Source organism: Roseinatronobacter alkalisoli (genome assembly GCF_028745735.1).
Lineage (GTDB): Bacteria > Pseudomonadota > Alphaproteobacteria > Rhodobacterales > Rhodobacteraceae > Roseinatronobacter > Roseinatronobacter alkalisoli.
The window spans coordinates 1-20,702 of record NZ_JAQZSM010000029.1; the positions used below are offsets into that span (position 1 = coordinate 1).

The window sequence follows — 20,702 nt, forward strand, 5'->3', positions numbered from 1 at the left end:
CGACGCGTTGTAGCTGGACCAGTTCGTCGTGCGGTAGCGGGCGGGAAATGGCTTGCTCATGCAGCGCGTCTAACAGCATGGATTCGCGAAGTGAATCCTCCGTCGTCAGACTTTTGCAACAACGCCCCGGATGCGCCGTCGCCGGGGTCGCGTTGCGGGCCATGGGTATCGCGTGACTTTTCGCGCGCCGGTATCTTCTTCATAAGGATCGCGCTTGAAAGCGACTTGCCAGTATTGTCCCGGATCGGTGGCTTCGCTGGACTGAGAATGCCGCGGTCGGCACGAAGGGCCGGTTCGGTGAAACAACGCCACGGCGCGCTGACCCAGCTGACCGCGCATCTGTTCGGAGGGTGATCCATCTTGACGGCCCCAGCATCTTAGGCTTCCTTCGTGGGGTTGAACGCGAGCAGGCGCAGGGCGTTCAGAGTGACCAGAACCGTGGCGCCGGTATCAGCCAATATGGCGATCCAGAGGCCGGTGATGCCCAGCACCGTTGTCACCAGGAATACAGCCTTCAACCCGAGCGCCAGCGTCAGGTTTTGCCTGATGTTGCCAATCGTCGCCCGCGCGAGCCGGATCATGGCCGGAGCATCGGTCACACGGTCGCGCAGAATGGCGGCGTCGGCTGTTTCCAGCGCCACATCGGTTCCTGACCCCATTGCCACGCCTGTCGATGCCTCTTTCAACGCCGGAGCATCATTGATGCCGTCGCCAATCATCATCACCTTGGCGGTCGCGCCCAGTTTGCGGATCGCGGCCAGCTTGTCCTCGGGCATCATCCCCGCCTGAAACCCGAGGTCCAGACGTCCGGCGATTGCTTTCGCGGTGCGAATGTTGTCACCGGTCAACATGGTGGAGGCGATTCCCAGAGCCTTCAGCTGTCGAACCGCCTCCGCCGCATCGGCGCGGGGCTCGTCCCGCATCGCGATCAGCCCAAGTGGCTGCCCGGCGCGGAATACCGCGACAACAGTCGCGCCTTCCTCTTCAAGCGCGATTGCCCTGCTGGTGGCCGCAGCATCGATCCCGCCAATTTCGGCGGCGTAGGTCGGTGAGCACACCCAGGCCCTCTCCTCTCCGACGATGGCCTCGGCACCCTTCCCGGGCAGCACGCGCGCGTCGCGCGAAGGGGCAGCCACCGTGCTATTCTCCTTGGCTTTGCGCAGGATGGCCCGCGCGAGCGGATGGCTCGATCCGGACTCGACGCCAGCGGCGACCGCCAGAAGATCGCCCTCGCTCACGCCATCAGCCGGGGTGATATCCGTGACCGTCGGGTTTCCGCGCGTCAGCGTACCGGTCTTGTCAAAGGCCACATGCGTGGTCTTCGCCGCAGCCTCGATCACGGCGCCACCCTTCATCAAGAGCCCGCGTCTTGCCCCGGCGGAGAGAGCCGAAGCGATTGCGGCCGGCACAGAGATCACCAGCGCGCAGGGGCACCCGATCAACAAAAGCGCCAGTGCGCGATAGATCCAGGTATTCCAGTCCTGATCGAAGGCAAGTGGCGGAATCACGGCCACCAGTACCGCCAGAGCAACAATGGCTGGCATGTAGACCCGCGAGAAGCGGTCGATGAAGCGCTCAGTCGGGGCGCGAGCCTCCTCGGCCTCTTCCACCAGACGAATAATGCGGGCGATGGTGTTGTCGCTCGGTTCCTTTGTGACGCGGATATGCAGCACAGCTTCGGTATTGATCGCGCCTGCAAAGACCGCGTCTCCGGGGCTTCGGCTCCGGGGCATGCTCTCGCCGGTTACAGGGCTTTCGTCAACGCCGCTGGTTCCATCGATGATATCACCATCCGCCGGGATGCGATCACCGGGGCGGACGAGAACAATCTGCCCGATCTGCAGGTTCTCTGCGGGCACGATTCGCGTGGTTCCGTCAACCTCCAGCAACGCCGTCTTCGGCACCAGATCTGCCAGAGCCTGAATGCCTTGCCGGGCTTTTCCGGCGGCGACACCTTCAAGAACCTCTCCCACGGCGAACAGAAAGACGACCAGCGCCGCCTCTTCCGCCGCACCGATGACCAACGCGCCCCCTGCTGCAATCGTCATGAGCCCCTCTATGGTGAAGGGCTGGCCGATGCGCAGGGCTTCAAAGGCGCGTTTTGCAACAGGCGCCACGCCAATCAGACAGGCGGCGACGAAAGCCCAATATCCGGCTTCTGCTGAGGTCAGCAGTTCGATCAGCCACGCGATGGCCAACAAGGTCCCCGTCAGGATAACCAGCCGTCCCTTTGCGGTGTGATACCACGCCCCGTCATGTCCGGCCGGATCATTGTAAACGTGCGCGTGAGGCCGGTCGTTCAGAACGCCGTCGCTCTTGCTTTGCGAACTGTCGTTCACGGGTTCGGCGACAGCAGCAGAATTCGCATCCGGCAGAACGAAAGCCTGCTTGCGCGGTGCAGACGCCCCTTTCGCAACGATGCCGAAGCCCAGCTTGCGAACGATACCTTCGATAACCTCTGGCGCGGTCATGTCTGCCGTCAGATTCAGTGAAAGACGCTGCGCCATCAACGCAACCTTCACCTCGCTCACCCCCGGCAGGCGTTCCACCGCCCGCACCACCTTTGTTGTGCAGGCCGCGCAATCCATGCCCGTCACTGTCCATTCACGCCGCTCTGTCAATTGATCCGTCATTCCCGCTCTCCGACCGGTGTCTTTCATTCTTCGAGTCGGGAAGATAAGATCTCTAGCAACTAGAGCTTCAAGAGGTTTCTTATGCAGAGCATCGGAAAATTAAGCAAGGCGACTGGCGTCAAGGTGCCGACCATCCGCTACTATGAGCAAATCGGCCTTCTGCCGGAAGCCGGTCGCAGTGCAGGTAACCAACGACTATACGATATGAAGGCCCGCGACAGGCTGACATTTATCCGCCACGCGCGTGATCTGGGCTTTTCGCTCAACGACATTCGCGAACTTCTCAGCCTGTCCGACCAGCCGGACATGCCCTGTAGCGCGGCCGACATTATTGCGAGACACCAGTTGGTTTCAGTCAGGAAACGCATCACGCAACTTGAGGCACTGCAGCAAGAGCTTGAGCGCATGCTGGCACAATGTGCGCATGGCACGATCTCGGATTGCAAGGTTATCGAAGTGTTGGGTAATCATGAGCATTGCCTGCATTCGCATCATTGCGGCCTTCAGAGGTTTTGACCATAAGCCTGCGCCCCGAACGAACTTCTCCCTTACTGGAACGCGAGAGGGCTAGATATGGTGGCTTCTGGCCGCAGGCAGAAACGCCCGCGTTATGCCCACCACTGGCGATGCTGCGCGCGCGTAGCCAAAGGGTTGCCCCCCTCAGGCCCTGAAGTTCGCCAGATAAGCGCGGCACATGGTTGTCAGATCCTGTCGCAGGGCGGCTGCCTCCTGATCAGACACCCCACGCTCAAATGCATTGCGCACGGTGCCATAAATCACCGTGACCAGCGCGAGGTTTGCGCGTGGCACGTCAGGGAACACGGCATCGCAGGCGCTTGCCAACATCTCCGTCGTGGCGCGGTCTACCCGTTCGGCGAAGGCGTGGATCAGGACATCGTTGTTCAGCTCCGCGACTGAGCGATAGAGCGCACGCGTGACATCCGCGCGCTCGGTCTTGGCCGTCCAGTAGGTGTTGATCAGCGCCTCCACCATCTGCCCGAGTGGGGCGCCCGCGTGTTCCCGGCATGTAGCCTCGATCCTTGCTGCCAGCGCATCCAGATACCGCGCGTTCAACGCGTAGACCAACGCCTGCTTGTTGGGGAAATACTGATACATGGTGCCGACCGACACACCGGCGCGCTCTGCCACGCGCGTTGTTGTCAGTTCGTTCATGCCACCCCGCAGCAAAACCTGAATGGTGGCCTCAAAAATCGCCTCCACGGTCACGCGCGAGCGGCTTTGGCGCGGTGTTTTTCTGGGCTGTAGGGCCGTCGGGGGCGGGCCGGGCATATGCGAATTCCAAAACCTGAAGCCTTCCTCATATTCTGACGATGTCTCTGGAAAAGGAAAGACCCATGACACAACCACGCATCGCCCTCGTCACTGGTGGCAACAAGGGGATCGGCCTGGAGATCGCGCGACAGCTTGCGCAGGAAGGTCTTCACGTCATCATCGGGGCGCGCGACGCTGCCCGGGCCAGCGGTGCACTGGCGGATCTGGCAAGCGACGGCCTTACGGTTGAGAGCATTGCGCTTGATCTTCTGGACCACACCACGATTACCGATGCGGCATCCCAGATCGAGGCACGGCACGGTCGGCTCGACGTCCTTGTCAACAACGCTGGCATTTTTGATTTTGCCGATGCCACCCCCGGCAAGGCCTCGATTGAGGCTGTCCGGCAGGTGATGGAGGTTAATTTCATCGGCACACTGGCCGTCACGCAAGCCATGCTGCCGCTGCTGCGCAAGGCATCTGAGGGTCGGATCATCAACCTTTCGAGTTCGCTGGGCTCCCTGACCCTGAACGGCGACCCGACCTCGCCCTATTATGCCAACCAGTTCATCGGCTACAACGCGTCCAAGGCTGCGACAAACATGCTGACGGTGCAGCTGCATGAGGAGTTGAAGGGCACCGCGATCAAGGTGAATTCCGTCAGCCCCGGTTTCGTGAAGACGGACCTGACGGGCTACGGCACCATGACGCCCGCCGAGGGGGCACGACTGCCGGTGAGATACGCACTTCGCGGTGATGACAGCGGTCGCTTCGTGGAACCCGACGGCATGACACCCTGGTGAGGCCCTTAGTTCGGGTGATGGCCGCGACCGCGTGCCGCTGCAAGATCCGCGAATGGCCGCTCTGACGGTCTGCACTGCAGCATTGCGCCAGCGCGTGGGTGGCAGCAAAGGGCGTAGGCTGTGTGCAAACTCTTGCTCCACGGGGAGCCTGCGCTCTAGAGGGTTCACGGTGGGGGTTCGGGCTTGATGTTGTAGGCGAGCACGTCCAGCGCCATCTCGGTGCGCACGTTTTTTAGGCGGCGCATCAGGAAATGGGTGGTCCCCATCCAGGCTTTGATCGTCCCGAAGGATGCTCGACCGTGCCGCGGCGCAGGGTCATCGGATCATCGGCGCTGCGCAGACGGTCGCGCATCTCGTCCACCAGATGCTCATAGTCCCATCGGGTGACCCGGCGCTCCGCGCCCGTAGTGCAGCGTGATTTAACGGGACAGTGCTGACATTCTTTGATCCAGTAGCGCGCTACCTGAAGCCCGTCTTCCTCGCGCGTGTAGCGGTAGCTCGATGCCCGATCCAACCATCGCCCGCCGCCCCAACGACAGCCCTGCCAAAGACTGGCTGGGATTCCTCGGTCACCGCTGGAACGACCTGGCGCTGTGGCATCTGTCGGGCGGGCCGTAACGATACTCGGAACTGCTGGCGCTCTTGCCACGCATCTCGCCCTAGGTTCTGACCGAACGGCTGGCGGGCATGACAGCGCGCGAATTGGTGCGGCGGGATGAGACGAAAACCTACCCTCGCGAAGTCACCTACATCCTCACCGCCCGGAGTGAAGCCTTGCGCTACATTATTTCTGACCTCTACGACTAGGCCACCGTTGTCGCTCAAGAGGACGCAGCCACTTTCCGAATCGAGGATGAGCCGAGACGCTAACATTCATTAGGTTTCTGCAAAGCGTTGGCAATGACCGCTATCAAGAGGCCGCATCGCGGCAATACCATGAGGTTTGAAGGGTCGCTTTGGGCCGGGCACGTCGAGAACCGCGACCATGACCCGCGACTTTGCAAACACCGCTTCCTGTCGACAGCCGCCGCTTGTGTCAACCTATGCTGCAGCTGCAGCGAAAGTCCGCATCTACACAAACCAGCCATCAACAACTTGGCAATGCCTTATACAACGATCGAATTTTTGCGCATGTCGGTCAGGACATTGGCTACAATCTCGAACGAACGGACCCGCGCTGTCTGGTCATGGATCATTCCGGTCACCATCAATTCATCCGGCTGGAACGTACTGACAAGCGTGCTCAGTCGATCTTTCACCGTTTTGGCCGCGCCTGTGGCAGAGCATGACAGGGCCTGCTGCACCTGCGCCATGACGGGTGCGGGAATTTCGTGATCCACATCATGGGTTGGATGGGGCAATTTTCCGGGGCGCCCCGTCCGCAAACGCGCGAATGCAAGTAGCTGGGACGAGCGTAGAAACGCCGCCTCTGCATCTGTATTGGCCGCGCAAACACCCGCTGCCATCATCACATAGGGGCGTTCCAGATGGTCTGATGGCTGGAATGTGCTGCGATAGACCGCCAGCGCCTGTTCCAGCATTGCAGGCGCGAAATGTGATGCGAAAGCAAAGGGCCGCCCCAGATAGGCGGCCAGTTGCGCGCCATACAGGCTGGATCCCAGAATCCAGACTGGAACATGCGTCCCCGTCCCCGGTATCGCGCGGACCGGCGTCGCATCCGTGCTTTCGCCGAAATAGCTGATCAGTTCCTGCACATCCTGCGGAAAGCTGTCTTCGGGCGCCATGTGACGGCGCAAGGCCCGTGCGGTGGCCATGTCAGTGCCCGGAGCGCGGCCAAGCCCCAGATCAATCCGCCCCGGATAGAGCGTGGCCAGCGTGCCGAACTGTTCGGCAATGACAAGCGGCGCGTGGTTGGGCAGCATGATGCCCCCAGCACCAACGCGCATGGTTTTTGTCGCGGCGGCCACATGGCCAATCACCACCGCGGTCGCAGCGCTTGCAATGCCGGGCATGTTGTGATGCTCGGCCAGCCAGAAACGGTGATACCCGAACGCTTCGGCTGCGCGCGCCATATCAACGGTCCCGGCCAACGCATCGGCCGCGGTCTTTCCTTCGGGGATGGGTGACAGATCAAGAAGTGAGAAATTTTGCATGGCAGCCTCCGTTAGCGGACAGCTAAGCATCCCGCAGGACAACGCCAAGGGCATCCGCGCACAAGAAAATCGGGCCGGATTCGGCATAGGGCTGAAGGGTCTCAAATGGCCGGTATGCCAGAATCAACATTCCGTCCCCTTCGGGGATAAAACCCAGACAATGCCGACAGGGATTTCCACTGCCGTCAGAGGGTTCTGTCGCAAATTTTCAGATTGGTTGAGAGGAGGCTTTCGCTGGACATAATTATGCTGCGATCTGGGCGAACTGCTGAAATGCATTCAAGCCGTTGGTGCCAAATTGTCCCTTGCGGATCATGTGCGCGGTCTCGATACCCTCGAGCGTTGCTGAAGCGGAATGGAACGCCTTGAAGCCAAGCATTCGCCCTGTGATGCGTTTGATAAATCGGTGATCTTGCTCAAGGATATTGTTCAGATACTTGATTTGCAGAATCTTTATGAACTCTCCCAAACCGGTGAATTTGAGGATCACATTCACAGCCTCCAGCCCCGCCAGATTGGCCCCGCTTTTGTCGATAACGATGCGATCGGGGTCACCGTTGTTGCCGATTGCGCGCCGGAAGAAGCGCCGTGCTGCAGGTTTGTCACGACGCTCAGACAGCATGAACCGAAGGTCCGCGAAGCGAAATCAAGGGTTTGGCCGTTCCGGTCCACCGCGCGGTAGTGAGACATCCACTTGCCCTTAACCTTGATGTAGGTCTCGTCCATGCGCCATGACAAAGCTGTCAGCCGCTTTTTCGTCCGCGCTTGAGCGGCGATCAGAGGTGAGTATTTGATCACCCAACGGTTCAAGGTGGCATGGTCAACATCGATCCCACGCTCCTGCATAATCTCTTCGAGATCACGATAAGAAACCGGGTAGCGCAGATAGAAAAACACCGCGAACACGATCACGGATTTCGGATAGTGCGTGCCATTGAAATCAACCATTTTACTATCCAACCATTGCTGCGAGCTGATCTCCTAACGCAATGCGACCGGGGCACCAACAGCGCCCCCAGAATCTTTGCGACAGAACCTTTGTGCTCGCCGATGCTGTCTATGGTGCGGACACGCTGTTCCGACGCATGCTGGAAGCGCGCCAGCAGCCTTATGTGCTGGCCGTGCGCAGCAATCAGACATTACGCTTCATGGAGAACTGGACGCTGATCCAGACGGACCCGATCACAATGATCGCCGAATTGCCTGATGACGCCTGGACGCCTCTGAGCGCCGGGGAAGGCGCAAAGGGCCCCAGATTGTATGACTGGGCGCGTATCCAGCTCAAATATCAGGCTCCGGAGGGCTTCTCCCGCTGGCTTTTGGCAAGGCGTAGCCTGCGAGACCCGGAAGCAATCGCCTATTATTTTGCCCATGCACGCTCCGACGCATCGCTGGCAGAACTCGCGGCTGCCGCCGGTTTGTGCTGGACAATCGAGGAGTGCTTCCTGCGCGCCAAGGACGATCTCGGCCTCGATCATTTGAAGCCCGCTCATGGCATGGCTGGCATCGCCACATCAGTCTTGTCATGACCGCAGCAGCCTTCCTCACCAGCCTTGGTGCCGATCAGCGCCGTTCAGGTTTCACCGCGCTGAACAAAACGAGTCCGAACATGCTGGCGGCGCCCTGAGCAAGGAACAAACAATGCCCCTCACAACGTCAGAAATCCGATATCTCCTGACCCGCCTGTGGCCGCGCCCCGCGCTGACCGTCGCCTTCATCTGGGCCTGGTCGCTTTGGCGGCGACACCACCAAGCCTGTGCCGCCAATGCGCATCGGAAAAGACGATCCCATATGCAACTTTTGTGGTTGCCGCCCGTAATGCAAGAAGTTTTTGGCCTTATTGGCATGTGATCGAGTGCGAACTTTTGTCAGGCCTCAAGATGCGGCACTTCCAAAAGCCGCGGGCCGGGATGGTGATCAGCGGATCAAGTCCAAATCTGTAGTACGAGCTGAGCGCTCGCAGTTGCTAACTGGTTTTCCCAATCCAAATCTATTCGATCGTTTTGCCCATTCAGGTCGTCGTCTTCTTACACTCCCCTTGCCACCGTCGCTTTCAGTTCGACATAGACTTCATGCCGCGACTGCCAGCGCCGGATCCCTATAATCTTCGTTCTTCGTCAGCATCGCCCAAATCTGGCGGGCCATCTTGTTCGCCAGCGCGATCGCGACCAGCATCTTGGGCTTGTGCGCCAACATTCGTGACCGCCAGCTGCCCTCCGTAATTGTGCGCTGTCCAAGCCAACCCAGCCGCGACATTGCGCCAATGATCAGAAGGCGTCGGATATCAGCTTGGCCAGCCTTGGTCATCCGCCCCAAACGTTCTTTGCCTCCAGATGAATGTTGCTTGGGAACAAGACCCAACCAAGCTGCAAAGTCACGTCCCGTTTTGAACTGCGCCATATCAGGTCCAAACGCCTCTACAGCGATGGCCGTCAGTGGTCCGATACCAGGCATAGTCTGAAGCCTGCGCGCCCTGTCTGACTCGGCTGCAAGTGCCTTAAGTTTTGCGGTTCGCTCAATGATGCGCGCCGTTTTCTCTGCAATCTGCGCCAGCAGGTCCAAGCATTCCTCGCGGATCAATGGCAGCAAGTTGGCAGTCTTATCCTCTACAAGCGCTGTGATGCGATTAAGGCTGCGTATCCCTTGCGGAAACACATGCCCATGCTCATACAACAGCGCCCGCAAGGCGTTCACATCCGCCGTCCGCTGATGCACTAGGCGTTCCCGCCCACGAAAAACTGCCGCGCGCGATTGTTGTTCGACTGTTTTGGCCTCAACAAAACGCATCTCGGGTTGACGAGCCGCGATGACGATCGCCTCGGCATCGGCAGCATCATTTTTCTGGCGCTTGACGAACGGACGAGCGTATTGGGGCGCGATCAGTTTTACCTCGTGTCCAAGCGCTTCCATCTCACGCGCCCAATAATGTGCGCTGCCGCATGCCTCGAAGATAACCAAGCTGGGCTCCTGCTTAGCCATGAACACGGGAAACTGCGTTCGCGTCAGCTTTTTGCGGAACTGAACTTCCCCCGTGCGTAGGGCACCATGAACCTGGAAAACATTCTTTGCCAGGTCGACCCCAATCATCATATCCTCCATCTCGCCGTCATCCTCTTCGCGTGGCGTTCAACACCACGACCTTGGCACATTGCGATGCCGTCTGGGGAGGGCGGCAACCACTCCATCTGTAGTACTAGCTTACTTATGGGGTTAAATGCAGCCAGACAGGCTAGCGAGACATCATTTCCGGCAGGAAAAGGGTGATCCGCGGAAAAACAAGAAGCAGTATCAGCACAACAACCTCCATTGCAATGAAGGGCAAAAGCCCGTGGAAGATTTTCCGCAAAGGAACCTTTGTTTGGGCGGCGGTAACGTATGCATTCAAGCCCAAAGGGGGAGTAAGCAAGCCAATCTCAACCGTCTTGGTTACAATGATGCCGAACCAGACAGGATGAAAATCGAGCGTCATGGCAGCGGGAAACGCCAACGGCATTGCCAGTGACAGAATGGCCAGCTGATCCATAAACATTCCCATGACCAACAGGATCAGTACCATGATCGCCAAAATCGTGTACCGGGAAAGTTCCGTATCAGCGAGCGCTACCAGAATAGCTTGCGTCACACCTGTGAACGCCAGATAGTTCGCAAAAATTGACGAACAAACAATGATCGCGATGATCATGACCGTGGCACGAATTGACCGGCTTAGAGAACTGCCGATCGCTTTGAGGCGTAGCGTGCGCTGACTTAACACGATCAAGAACGCGCCGAGGACGCCCAAGCCCGCCGCCTCTGTCGGCGAAGTCAATCCACCGTAGATCGCGCCGATAACGGCAACAATCAGCAACAACATTGGAATAACATTGCTGCTGACACGAACAGCGTGGCCAAACTGGAACGGCTCGCCTTTTGGGGCATAATCGGTGCGTGCTGCAATAACCTTGATCATAACGAGGATCCCGGCTGCAGTAAGTAACCCCGGAACGATGCCGGCAATGAAGAGTTGCCCGATCGATGTTTCAGTCAACACCCCATAGACGACCAGAACAATGCTCGGTGGTACAACAACGGCCAAGGTCCCGCCAACGCTGACAACCGCTGCGGCCAGGCTGTCGTTATAGCCATGACGGCGCATTTCTGGAAATGCAGACGATGCCATTGCAGCGGTCGATGCGGTAGAGCTGCCGACCAATGCCGCCAGCAAAACCGAAGCTCCAACAGTGGCCATCGCCAAACCGCCTTTAACATGCCCAGTCCAAGCCTGGCAGGCAATAATTGCGCGGCGCGTTACATCACCTGAAGTCAGAATCTCTGCCATCAAGATAAAAAGTGGTATGGCTACAAGGATAAATGAGGACGACTTATCAAAGAAGGAACGCTCCAGCAGCGAGAGGGCGGGCATCGGGCCGATTTGCATCGCCAAACCGATGAAGCCCGTGATCCCCATCGCGAAGGCGATCGGCATTCTCAGCACCATAAGAATTGCGAGGGTGATCAGCAGGAAGAAGAAAACCATTGGGGCATACCTTCACGGTTTGGGAGCAACCTTGGCTGTGGCTGCACCCATTAGATGAACAAAGTGAAACGAGACTTAGCCGCCGGTGAGGTCGCGATAACGCTCAAGCACCTCGCGCGCGGTATCGCTGCCACGACCGATGCGGTTGAACCAGTCTTCCGCGACTTCAGTCATTGCATCGCTTAAGGCTTCAAGCTCGTTGTCGCTCAGGCTGTAGATATCAACCCCTTGCGCGGCCCAGTCGGCAAGAAAGCCAGCAATGGAATCATCCTGCGCGCGTGCGACATGTAGCGCGACTTCATTACCCTGTTCGATCATCGCTAGCTGCACATCTTCAGGCAGGTTCTCGAACATTTCTTTCCGGGCGACCATTACAAAGCTGTACCCGCCGAATGATCCGTTTTGTGAGATATGTGTTACGACTTCTTGCAAGTTATATGCCGCAACCGAGGCCAGAGGGAAAAGAATGCCATCAAGCCGACCGCGTTCTACTGCTGTATAAACTTCCGGGCCAGGAATTGAGACGCCCACGCTGCCAAGGCTCCTTGCGGTCATCGCCTGCGTGGAACCCGCGGTGCGGATATTCAAATTTCTCCAGTCATCGGGCATCCCAAGACGTTTCTGCGCCAGCACCTGATAAGGTGGAAGCACGAAGCCAAAAAGTGGTACAACGCCGGTTTCAAGGATCTCATCGCGCAACGGACCCTCTGCAAGCATCGCTTGGATTGCTTTTGTCCCCTCGACCGCGCTGCCATAAAACCCTGGCAGCCCGACGATGGAGTTCATAGGCAATGTTTCACCGTGGTAAATTGTGCCCACCAGTGCAACGTCAAGAATGCCGTTCTCCACTGCATCCATCAGGGCCGATGCCCGGGCTGCTTGTTCAGACGGGAAGTGTTGGAACGTGACAGCCCCCTCTGTGGCCTCTTCAACCGCAGCAATCCAGCGCGTAGTTCCCTCTTTCGAGACAATATGCGTGGTCGACTGGAAATCACCAAGGCGCAATTGCTGTGCATCGGCTGGAACGGTCGCGAGCGCCGCCACGCTGGCGGTCATTAGTGCAAGTGTTCTGGTGGTTGTGAACAGTTTCATTTGGTTCTCCTCCCTTGAAACTAAGTTGTGATCGTCAAGTATCTGAGCTTTGCGCATTCCTTCTGAATGTTTCGGTGATCAAACGCAGCGCAAGGGCTCCGCATCCGATTGGGACGACGACGTAAGCCCAGCCCAAAGGCCAATCCATTACACCGTATTCGACAGCCCCGCGCTGGAAGGCACGGTATGCAAAGCGCCAAGACATCCAGGTGACCGCGATAAAAAAGCTGGCTGAGAGTGCGAGGATCAATCGACGCACAATTTCGGGGATGACCTGCTCTGGAACGATATCGAGCGCCAGATGCCCTCCGTCTCGAAATACCCGCGCCAACGAAAGAGTCGCCAGCGCAGGCATTAGGTAAAGCTGAGTCATTTCAAACTGTATTTGAACCGGTCGGCTAGCAAAGAACCTAAGCAGGATGTCTGCATTGATTAGAACCACGACAGCAACTAGGCTGAGGCAACCTATCAGATGCAAAACATCCTCTAATTTGTTTTGTGCATTTCCGACCATCAGCTTACCTTCCTGTACGTTGCTCAGCGCTTGGGCAGTTCGACAACAACCGATCCGATAGCTGACAACTCGTCATCCTGCTGTTCAGCACGCTGCTGAATTTCCAGCAAATAACGCCCGTTCTCCTCAAATTTGCGGATCACAGAGCCATTGATCAGAATGAAGTCACCTTCAGGGTTATGTCTGCGGACCTGACACTTTGCTTGACGCAGGAAGCCTTCATCACCCATCCAGTTCGTGACGTGCTGTGTTAGCCATGATGTTCGTTCAGGGCCGTAATCATATGCGCCAGGGGCACCTACCTCGAGGGCAAACTCTTCCTCCCAATGAACACGTTCGGGACAATCGGGAATGCCGTAACGGTTCTTGGGCCCCGCATTAGGATGTTTTTGCTGAAGTTCCCAAGCAAGTTTGTGCGCGCGAATATACAGACCGCCCCAACCTTGCGCATAGGCGATGAACCCGGTCGCGGTCATAGGCCCTTTTACCATCGTTGGCAGGATTTCGCCCTCGGCGACATCGTCCCAATAGCGGGTTTCAGCACCGCGAATTTCTTCCTTGTGGTAATATTTGTAATATTCGTCCAGTTCCTCTTGTGTCCAAACATGGCGACCCTTCGCTTTCGTCTCTGTGTATTTGGTACCGTTCTCGCGTGCTTGATCGCGATCGGTGCGAAAACACCAGCTATCTGCGTCAGCAACAAGATCCCCGGTTTTGGTATCGTAAAAGTCAACATGGTAAATTTGTTGAACCGCTCGTCCTGCAAAGCGGGTCTCATGTTCAATTAGATCCTTGAGATAGGCTTCGGTTCTGAACTCCATGTTGCGGGTGATCGTTTTGTGCCAGTTCCAATTGGCACCGGACCACATGGCATGCACCCCCGGCAAACCACCCACATATCCCGAAATGATCCTGTTCGTTGCAAACAGAAAGCTGGGCAGCGCGATTACATCGCCATACTTCGTGGTTTTAGCGTATTCCGGATCACACCATAGCGGATTATCATCGCCAATCCCGTGAGCATAATGGCGGATGTTGTCGCGCGTTGCTTCGTAGCACCACGGTTCAACTGTCTTTTCGATTTTTACATTGATGCGCTGGCGTAAATCATCCAGCCCTTCTTGGGTAATTTTCGGAAACTTCCGATGGGTCATCTCATTCATTGCGTCTTCTCCTGGGTTTTCTAAAAAGGTCTGCGCAGATCATTCCGCAACCTTTGCTTTCGCCGCTTCCTGATCTCTCAGGATTCTACGATTCACTTTGCCTGCCGGGGTTTTGGGGAGCTCGGTGACAAATTCGATCTGACGGGGGTATTCATGGCGGGCAAGGCGCGCGCGTACATGGTCCTGTATTTCTTTAACTATGCCCGCCGTCTCTTTTTCCCGAAGGATGATGTAGGCCTTGACCACAAGTCCGCGCAGCTGGTCGGGGGTGCCGATCACACCGCACTCAGCAACGGCAGGATGGCTCAGGATCGCGTCCTCGACTTCAATAGCACCGATGGTCCACCCCGCTGATATGATGACGTCATCTGCACGGCCGCCATGATAGAAATAGCCATCTTCATCGACGCGCCCGAGATCTTTGGTTGGGAACCACTTGCCACGTTTTTTTACCATCAGTTCGCCCGCCTCACCCGGGTCGGCAGTTGTGCCATCGGCACGCTGCACTTCGACCTCTACGCCCGGCACTGCCTTGCCCATTGCGCCATCGCGCACTTCCAAATCATCAGCGCCTGGGTAATTGGCGATAATCACCCCAATTTCAGTGGTGCCATACATCGAGCAAACTTTGGTGCCGAAGGTACGTTCGACATATTGCGCTGTTTCCGAGTCGATTGGCTCCCCGGTGAAAGACAGTTTTTCGAAACAGTACGTGTGGTTTGTGGCTTCGCCAGAATTGCGCATCATCCGGTAATGCGTCGCTGCAGCAGTTAGATTGGTAATCTTGAAATCCTGTAGTGCCTTGAGCAGGCGAACCGGATCAAATTTGCCGCTAAAGGTACCTGTCGATACCCCCAGGGACAACGGAGCCAAAGTCCCATGCCAAAGCCCATGGCCCCAAGCAGGTGACGAGGGACAAAAGAAGCGATCTCTTGGGCGTATGCCTGTTGCATAGAGTGCAGCAACCATCAAAGTTACGATGGACTGGTGGTTGTGCTGGACGGCCGCAGGCAACGCACGCGTCGTGCCCGAAGTATATTGTAGAACCGCCAGATCTTGACCTGTTGTGCTCCACTCAAAGCTTGCGGGCAAATCATCGAGCCCCACCAGAAAATCTTGATCAATCACAGTGACGTTTTTTGCACCGCCTTCAATAGCCTCGGGCGCTTTCAGCGCGTTGGTAAAGAAAATCTTGGGATTGCAATCTCCTACGCGCAGCCGAATTCCATCAGGGCCGAACAAAGAGAACATTGGCACAGCTACTGCGCCAGCCTTGATGATGCCAAAGATAGAGCAGTAAAAGGCCAATGAGGGTTCGATCATGACTGCGACTCGGTCGCCTTTGGAAATCCCTTTTGCAGTCAGAAAATGCGCTATCTGTGCTGAGCGGCGCGAAATTTCCTCAAAAGTGATGATCTCGTCGGCGCCATCTGCATGGGCAATTCGAAGGGCCACATTGTCGCCACTGACATGCCGGTCAATGCACTCATGCGCGATGTTGAAACGCTCTCGTGTGCCGTCGAACAATTCCCACAGGCCCTCCTTCGAATAATGCTTCTGCGCATCAGCGTAAGACGTGAAGTCCGTCAGGCGGGTCATTCCTAGCTACCTCTCAAAATCGCGTATCCGGATACATACAGGCGGTTCATCCAACTTGTTGACAACTGTAGAGATTGGCTTCAAATATTGTCAATACGCTAATCTTGTTGTATATATACAATGAAACCAAGCGCATCGAGGGTAAAAATGACAAGCGAACAGACAACTGAAACGACAAAGCGGCAGGTCCCGGCAGTCACGCGAGCCCTTGCAATATTGAGGTTTCTTGCCCGACGGCCCGAACCGGCCGGCGTCAATCCAATTGCTCGGGAGCTGGGTCTCGTGCCCAGCACCTGCCTTCACATACTTCGTGTTCTGCAAGACGAAGGGTTGGTAGATTTTGATTCGGAGACCAAGCGCTACTCAATCGGAATCGGCATTTTGCCACTCGCGCGATCAGCCCTTCAGCGGAATACCTTTTCAACGCTTGTCCAGCCGAAGCTGTCCGAGTTGTCACAGAAATTCGGAGTTACCAGCATTGCAACACAACTGTCCGAACCAGGTCAGATGATTGTTGTCGCGCTTTCACAATCCACCATGCCGTTCCGACTTCAGGTTGACCTAGGCAGCCGCTTTCCGTCTTTAATAAGTGCCACCGGGAGACTGTTCGCTGCCTACAATGTAGCTAACAAAAGCACTCTCAAACCAGAGTTTGGTAAGCTTGTCTGGGACCATCCACCTGACTTTGAAACTTGGCTCGAAGAGATCAATGAGGCTCAGAAACGTGGGTATGCGATTGACAAGGGCACCTACATCTCTGGTGTGACTGTCGTTGCAGTACCGGTATTAGGCAGCAACGGAAAGATGGTCCGTTCCATCGTTGCCATCGGCATTTCGGAGCGATTGAAGGACAATCAAGTCCCCAAGTTGGCAATGGCCATAATGTCAATTCGTGATCACATCCAAAATCTACAAATAGATTCAGGAGGCTAAGACTTAATGACACACATACCCGCACTGAAGGGTTGGAAATCTGTCAACATTGCTGGGTTCATGGAGTTGGTGGGGCCATTACTTCGGTCAACCCGCTCAGAAGAAAAGAACACATATGGGCTGCAGACGACCAACAAACACCAAAATCAGATCGGTTTGGTGCATGGCGGTGTCATGACAACGCTACTGGATCAGGTAATTGCCATCGTTGCATGGGAAGCAGTCGACCGTCAGCCTATCGTGACTGTTCAGATGGACACCACGTTCTTAGGTTCGGCCAAATCCGGGGATTTCCTTGAGGTCCGCGCCACGATTCGCCACATGACACGAACTCTTATGTTTGTAGAAGCTGAAATCAATTGCGGACTGAACTCGATTGCCCGTGCGTCCGCGATTATGAAAATATCCTATAAAGCAGTAGAGTCGAAATGATCAAGTCAATCACCCCTCGAAGCTCCGGGCCGCTGTCTGGAATCAAGGTTCTGGACTTTTCCCGTATTTTGTCAGGACCATATGCAAGCATGATACTTGCCGATCTCGGGGCAGAAGTCATCAAGGTTGAACCTATCGAAAAAGGAGACGAAACACGTGGCTTCCCTCCATTCAAAAATGGGCTTAGCCATTATTACATTGCGCTGAACCGTAGCAAAAAAAGTATCGCGCTAAACCTGAAATCGCCTGAAGGAGTGAAAATCGCAAAGGGCCTTGCACGCCAAAGTGACATTGTCCTTGAGAACTTTCGGCCTGGCGTGATGGATCGGCTGGGCTTGGGGTACGACACATTGCGCGCAGAAAACCGGCGGTTAATCTATTGCTCGATTTCCGGATTCGGAACCAACAGTCCCCATGGTGACAAACCTGCTTTCGATATCGTAGCACAGGCGCTTTCGGGCGTAATGAGTGTCAATTGCAAGCCGGGTCAGGCGCCGAACAAGCTGGGCATTCCTTTAGGCGATATGGCAGGAAGCATTTTTTCTCTGTTTGGAATTCTAGCTGCACTTCATGAGCGCAACCTCACTGGCAACGGGCGACATATTGAAGTTGCCATGCTCGACAGCTTGATTGCGATGCAAGGCTATCTGTCACAGATTTATTTCATCACGGGTGAAAGCCCGCAACCCGTCGGCTCCCAGCATCCAAGCATTGTTCCATACGGGTCGTTCCCCACCTCAGACGGGCATGTCATTGTCGCCTGCCTTACAGATCGTTTCTGGCACAATTTTGCGCGCTGTCTTGATCAAGAAGCGCTGATCGAAGACCCTCGCTTTGCAGTATATGAACAACGCTTGGCCAACCGCGATGCATTGCAGGCAATTATTCAAGAGCGGATGACCAAGGATTCCTCAGACTACTGGCTGGAGCGCTTGACGAAGTTCGACGTCCCCAACGCCCCAATTCTGTCTATAGGTGACGCGCTCGAGCAAGCGCATGTCCTTAATCGTGGGTTAATCGAGAATGTTGATCACCCGATAGCTGGCCAAATCAAGATGGTCCGTGGGCCAATTCGATTCGATGGGAAAGGCCCCGATGGCAGTAAAGCTCCCAGCTTGCTGGGGGAAAATACGATTGAGGTCCTGATGGCAAAGCTGGGTATGGATATGAGCGACATAGAAACGCTTCTAGACCAGGGGGTAATCAAGAGAAGTGACTATGACCAGCCGTCCACAGAGGTGGGGGGCTGACTTCTGTGCAAGCATGAAACAGAAAGCGCCGGCTACGGACGCCTCGTTCGATGGCGTCGCAAAGTGCCAAAGATGTGCTGGTTGAAGCCATCACAGAAGGAGAGAGCATTGATGTCCGAAGCTACCGTCTCCGGTCGTGATCCTGAGTGTTGAAGGATTTGTGTACAGAACAAAAAGGACATTTGGTGGCCGTCATCGTCGTCCCGTAGGGCCCAAAGGATATTCTTGTGCGACGTCAACTTGCAACTTGGGCAAGTAGCCTGCACACAGATAAATTAACAAGCACAAAAGGTCATTATGATGGGCGACTCGGCAAACAAAATGGTCGGCCTTCTGCTTTGCGCAATCACAGCCCTTGTTGTTTATAGGGAATGGTAGGCGCTATACGGCATTGACCGCAGGCAGCCAGGCGTTTGCCTTGCTGCTGAATTACGGGGCTCTTCAACTGCTTGGTTCGCTTGCGACCACCAATGCGAACTCCGAACCCAATCTGGAAATCAGAGGGCACCGTACTCGGCGGATGCTGCTGGCGATTCACCGTGGCTTTGTCTCGACGTTGCCATGGTCGCCGCTTTCCTTTGCAGTGGCAATCACCAACGGCGGGGGCGCAACTGATTGTTCCGATGGTACAAGCGAAAGAGTTTGATCCGTCTTACCTACCTTCCTAGAGCATATTGGTCTTGTTGGTCTGGATCATCCCGCTGGCCGGACAGATCGGCATGAACCCAATCCTCGCCGTCACCCTGATCGCGCCGCTCATTCCGGCAGCCACTGAACTTGGGGTGCAGCCGACAGCGATAGTGGTCGCGATCACGGCGGGCTGGGCACTGAGCGGCGCTAGTTCGCCCTTCACGGCGACGACCCTGTTGACCGGATCGCTTGGTGGCATTAGCGCAACTCGCGTCGGACTGGTATGGAATGGTGCTTACACGTTGATATGTGGCTTTGCATTATCCATTTGGGTCATTGCATTCGCCTATCTGATTTAGTCACGCACGCCAGCCAGTTTAGCATGCAGATTTACACCCGACCGAACCAGATATGAGCTAACCGACTTCACCTATCTCAAGGTGATCGGTTGGGGCTAGTTCGAACTGTCCACCGTGCTGGACGACTTATCGCACTACATCGTGGGGTAGAAGCTTTGCACCAACATTGGGGCGGATGCGGTCAGCGCCACCGTGCTGCATAAGCCACGCCTGCTCAGCGACAAGGTCCTAGCTCGAAAACAAACGGTGTGGCGTGAGCGATCGGTTGCGAAACCAACCTGCAACGCCTTCCGGGTCCGCAGGACACGTCCCGAGCGCGATGGTCTGGCCATCATTATCGACAACGCAGATTGAAATTTCTTTCAGTGGCACATCCAAACCGACAGAATGTTTCATAGGTCATTCTCCTCACGGCTTATATCCATGAGGCCAATATACCGGACCTCGTTCGCCAACGGAGAGCGGCCGCCGCAATCACACCATGTCGTTTGGGATGTCAGATCACGGAGCATCCGAGCGACCGGATACCTTCGCAATAGTTGCCTAGGCGCGCTCCGCCGTCAAGAAGTGGTCTCTGCTATAGCAAATACAGTGCCAGCATGGCGGCCGCCCTCACCGTCCTGAAGACGAGATCCTAAATCCCAAGCGGAAGGCCCGAACATTATCTACGAGGTCGCGTTATGCGCCTCCACGGCCCTTTGAGAGTGAGGTCCTTCCGTCTGAGCTCACCCTCTCGAAGAAGGGGCGATAGCGTTCGCCGGATTTGATCACGGCGTGAATGTTGCGTGCCATTTTTGCGGCGATGGCCGTATAAGCCTTGCGGCGCAAATCTTCGTTGTGGCGATCTTGGGTGCTGTAACGCTCGAATTTGTCGCGGAAACTGTTGGTCTTCTTGAGGACCGCTGTCTGGCCCCCAGCGGACTGGATACCACACCCGCAGCCGCGCCGAAGCCAAGATGCGCGGTCTCCAGGCCTTCGGCGAGCGTATCGCCTCACGAGGCCCTGACCGCTAGACCACTGAAATCCTCATCCGCATTGCACTCATGAACCGCTTCAACGCCCTCGGCACCGCCGAGATAGTCCGCGTGGCCTGAGCTTGCGCAGGTAAGGGGCGCTTACTGCTCAGGCCCTCTTTCTCCAACAATGCCGTCACCAGCACAGGACGGAAGGCGTTACGGGTGGCGAACCGCTGCTTGCTCGCGCCGCGGACCCGCTTGCCGGTTTGATATGGAAGATCACATCTCCTGAGATCCATCGGCCTGCAATCAGGTGCTTTCCAATCATATCCGGCGTCATATCAAGTCCTTGAATTGGTGAGTTAGCATTATGAACTGCCCATGCGCCCTGACGGATTTGCAGGGGTCCACCTGACCTCGACACCCGCCCTGCCCA

The 20,702-nt window shown here is 56.3% G+C and carries 16 protein-coding genes and 7 pseudogenes; 9 read left to right on the plus strand and 14 right to left on the minus strand.

Annotated elements, in window-relative coordinates:
• Nucleotides 1–377: 377 nt before the first annotated feature.
• Nucleotides 378–2,633, minus strand: a complete 2,256-nt coding sequence (locus PUT78_RS19500) for a heavy metal translocating P-type ATPase (protein ID WP_274353943.1) — start codon at nucleotides 2,631–2,633, stop codon at nucleotides 378–380.
• An 81-nt stretch (nucleotides 2,634–2,714) separates the two neighbouring features.
• Between PUT78_RS19500 and PUT78_RS19505 the strand changes: the two genes are divergently transcribed.
• Entirely contained in the window at nucleotides 2,715–3,149 is a 435-nt protein-coding gene (locus PUT78_RS19505; RefSeq protein ID WP_274353944.1) for a MerR family transcriptional regulator, read from the plus strand.
• Between the two features lie 144 nt (nucleotides 3,150–3,293).
• Here the strand turns inward: PUT78_RS19505 and PUT78_RS19510 are convergent, their stop codons facing one another.
• Entirely contained in the window at nucleotides 3,294–3,923 is a 630-nt protein-coding gene (locus PUT78_RS19510) for a TetR/AcrR family transcriptional regulator (RefSeq protein ID WP_274353945.1), read from the minus strand.
• Between the two features lie 65 nt (nucleotides 3,924–3,988).
• On the opposite strand from PUT78_RS19510, the gene PUT78_RS19515 reads away from it, so the two are divergent.
• On the plus strand, nucleotides 3,989–4,708 hold the full coding sequence (locus PUT78_RS19515) for an SDR family NAD(P)-dependent oxidoreductase (RefSeq protein WP_274353946.1): 720 nt from the start codon (nucleotides 3,989–3,991) through the stop codon (nucleotides 4,706–4,708).
• A 164-nt stretch (nucleotides 4,709–4,872) separates the two neighbouring features.
• On the opposite strand, the pseudogene PUT78_RS19520 reads toward PUT78_RS19515, so the two are convergent.
• Nucleotides 4,873–5,207, minus strand: a pseudogene (locus tag PUT78_RS19520) (transposase); the annotation flags it as partial.
• Between the two features lie 167 nt (nucleotides 5,208–5,374).
• Here PUT78_RS19520 and PUT78_RS23880 point away from each other — a divergent pair.
• Complete coding sequence (locus tag PUT78_RS23880; protein ID WP_420793530.1) at nucleotides 5,375–5,515, plus strand: winged helix-turn-helix transcriptional regulator; 141 nt, start codon at nucleotides 5,375–5,377, stop codon at nucleotides 5,513–5,515.
• Between the two features lie 299 nt (nucleotides 5,516–5,814).
• Here the strand turns inward: PUT78_RS23880 and PUT78_RS19525 are convergent, their stop codons facing one another.
• The 3 genes and pseudogenes from PUT78_RS19525 to PUT78_RS19535 all read right to left on the minus strand — a co-directional run bounded on the left by PUT78_RS19525 (nucleotide 5,815) and on the right by PUT78_RS19535 (nucleotide 7,770).
• The gene (locus tag PUT78_RS19525) at nucleotides 5,815–6,822 is read right to left on the minus strand and encodes an LLM class flavin-dependent oxidoreductase (protein ID WP_274353947.1); all 1,008 of its coding nucleotides are present in this window, start codon (nucleotides 6,820–6,822) and stop codon (nucleotides 5,815–5,817) included.
• A 52-nt stretch (nucleotides 6,823–6,874) separates the two neighbouring features.
• A pseudogene (locus PUT78_RS19530) lies at nucleotides 6,875–7,012 on the minus strand (DUF1203 domain-containing protein); the annotation flags it as partial.
• 54 nt (nucleotides 7,013–7,066) lie between these two features.
• Nucleotides 7,067–7,770, minus strand: a pseudogene (locus PUT78_RS19535) (IS6 family transposase).
• Nucleotides 7,771–7,859: 89 nt separating this feature from the next.
• Here PUT78_RS19535 and PUT78_RS19540 point away from each other — a divergent pair.
• A pseudogene (locus PUT78_RS19540) lies at nucleotides 7,860–8,449 on the plus strand (IS701 family transposase); the annotation flags it as partial.
• 443 nt (nucleotides 8,450–8,892) lie between these two features.
• On the opposite strand, the gene PUT78_RS19545 reads toward PUT78_RS19540, so the two are convergent.
• From PUT78_RS19545 to PUT78_RS19570, 6 genes are all read right to left on the minus strand, one after another.
• Nucleotides 8,893–9,921, minus strand: coding sequence for an IS110 family RNA-guided transposase (locus tag PUT78_RS19545; protein WP_274353949.1), 1,029 nt, complete (start codon nucleotides 9,919–9,921; stop codon nucleotides 8,893–8,895).
• Nucleotides 9,922–10,051: 130 nt separating this feature from the next.
• The gene (locus PUT78_RS19550; RefSeq protein WP_274353950.1) at nucleotides 10,052–11,338 is read right to left on the minus strand and encodes a TRAP transporter large permease; all 1,287 of its coding nucleotides are present in this window, start codon (nucleotides 11,336–11,338) and stop codon (nucleotides 10,052–10,054) included.
• A gap of 75 nt (nucleotides 11,339–11,413) precedes the next feature.
• On the minus strand, nucleotides 11,414–12,430 hold the full coding sequence (locus PUT78_RS19555; protein ID WP_274353951.1) for a TRAP transporter substrate-binding protein: 1,017 nt from the start codon (nucleotides 12,428–12,430) through the stop codon (nucleotides 11,414–11,416).
• A gap of 34 nt (nucleotides 12,431–12,464) precedes the next feature.
• Nucleotides 12,465–12,944 carry a TRAP transporter small permease gene (locus PUT78_RS19560; RefSeq protein ID WP_274353952.1) on the minus strand — a complete coding sequence of 160 codons (480 nt, stop codon included), beginning with the start codon at nucleotides 12,942–12,944 and terminating at the stop codon, nucleotides 12,465–12,467.
• 23 nt (nucleotides 12,945–12,967) lie between these two features.
• On the minus strand, nucleotides 12,968–14,107 hold the full coding sequence (locus tag PUT78_RS19565; RefSeq protein WP_274353953.1) for an FAS1-like dehydratase domain-containing protein: 1,140 nt from the start codon (nucleotides 14,105–14,107) through the stop codon (nucleotides 12,968–12,970).
• Between the two features lie 39 nt (nucleotides 14,108–14,146).
• The gene (locus PUT78_RS19570; protein ID WP_274353954.1) at nucleotides 14,147–15,706 is read right to left on the minus strand and encodes an acetate--CoA ligase; all 1,560 of its coding nucleotides are present in this window, start codon (nucleotides 15,704–15,706) and stop codon (nucleotides 14,147–14,149) included.
• Nucleotides 15,707–15,853: 147 nt separating this feature from the next.
• On the opposite strand from PUT78_RS19570, the gene PUT78_RS19575 reads away from it, so the two are divergent.
• The 4 genes and pseudogenes from PUT78_RS19575 to PUT78_RS19590 form a co-directional block, all read left to right on the plus strand.
• Nucleotides 15,854–16,639, plus strand: coding sequence for an IclR family transcriptional regulator (locus tag PUT78_RS19575; protein WP_274353955.1), 786 nt, complete (start codon nucleotides 15,854–15,856; stop codon nucleotides 16,637–16,639).
• A 6-nt stretch (nucleotides 16,640–16,645) separates the two neighbouring features.
• On the plus strand, nucleotides 16,646–17,071 hold the full coding sequence (locus tag PUT78_RS19580) for a PaaI family thioesterase (RefSeq protein WP_274353956.1): 426 nt from the start codon (nucleotides 16,646–16,648) through the stop codon (nucleotides 17,069–17,071).
• Nucleotides 17,068–18,321, plus strand: a complete 1,254-nt coding sequence (locus PUT78_RS19585; protein WP_274353957.1) for a CaiB/BaiF CoA transferase family protein — start codon at nucleotides 17,068–17,070, stop codon at nucleotides 18,319–18,321. The genes PUT78_RS19580 and PUT78_RS19585 overlap by 4 nt, the downstream gene beginning before the upstream one ends.
• A gap of 373 nt (nucleotides 18,322–18,694) precedes the next feature.
• Nucleotides 18,695–19,310: pseudogene (locus PUT78_RS19590) on the plus strand (hypothetical protein); the annotation flags it as partial.
• A 228-nt stretch (nucleotides 19,311–19,538) separates the two neighbouring features.
• On the opposite strand, the gene PUT78_RS19595 reads toward PUT78_RS19590, so the two are convergent.
• Nucleotides 19,539–19,706 (minus strand): hypothetical protein, encoded by a 168-nt coding sequence (locus PUT78_RS19595; protein WP_274353958.1) that lies wholly within the window; start codon nucleotides 19,704–19,706, stop codon nucleotides 19,539–19,541.
• Nucleotides 19,707–19,988: 282 nt separating this feature from the next.
• Nucleotides 19,989–20,219 (minus strand): annotated as a pseudogene (locus tag PUT78_RS19600) (IS110 family transposase); the annotation flags it as partial.
• Nucleotides 20,220–20,230: 11 nt separating this feature from the next.
• Between PUT78_RS19600 and PUT78_RS19605 the strand changes: the two are divergent.
• A pseudogene (locus PUT78_RS19605) lies at nucleotides 20,231–20,404 on the plus strand (IS5/IS1182 family transposase); the annotation flags it as partial.
• Nucleotides 20,405–20,702: the final 298 nt, after the last annotated feature.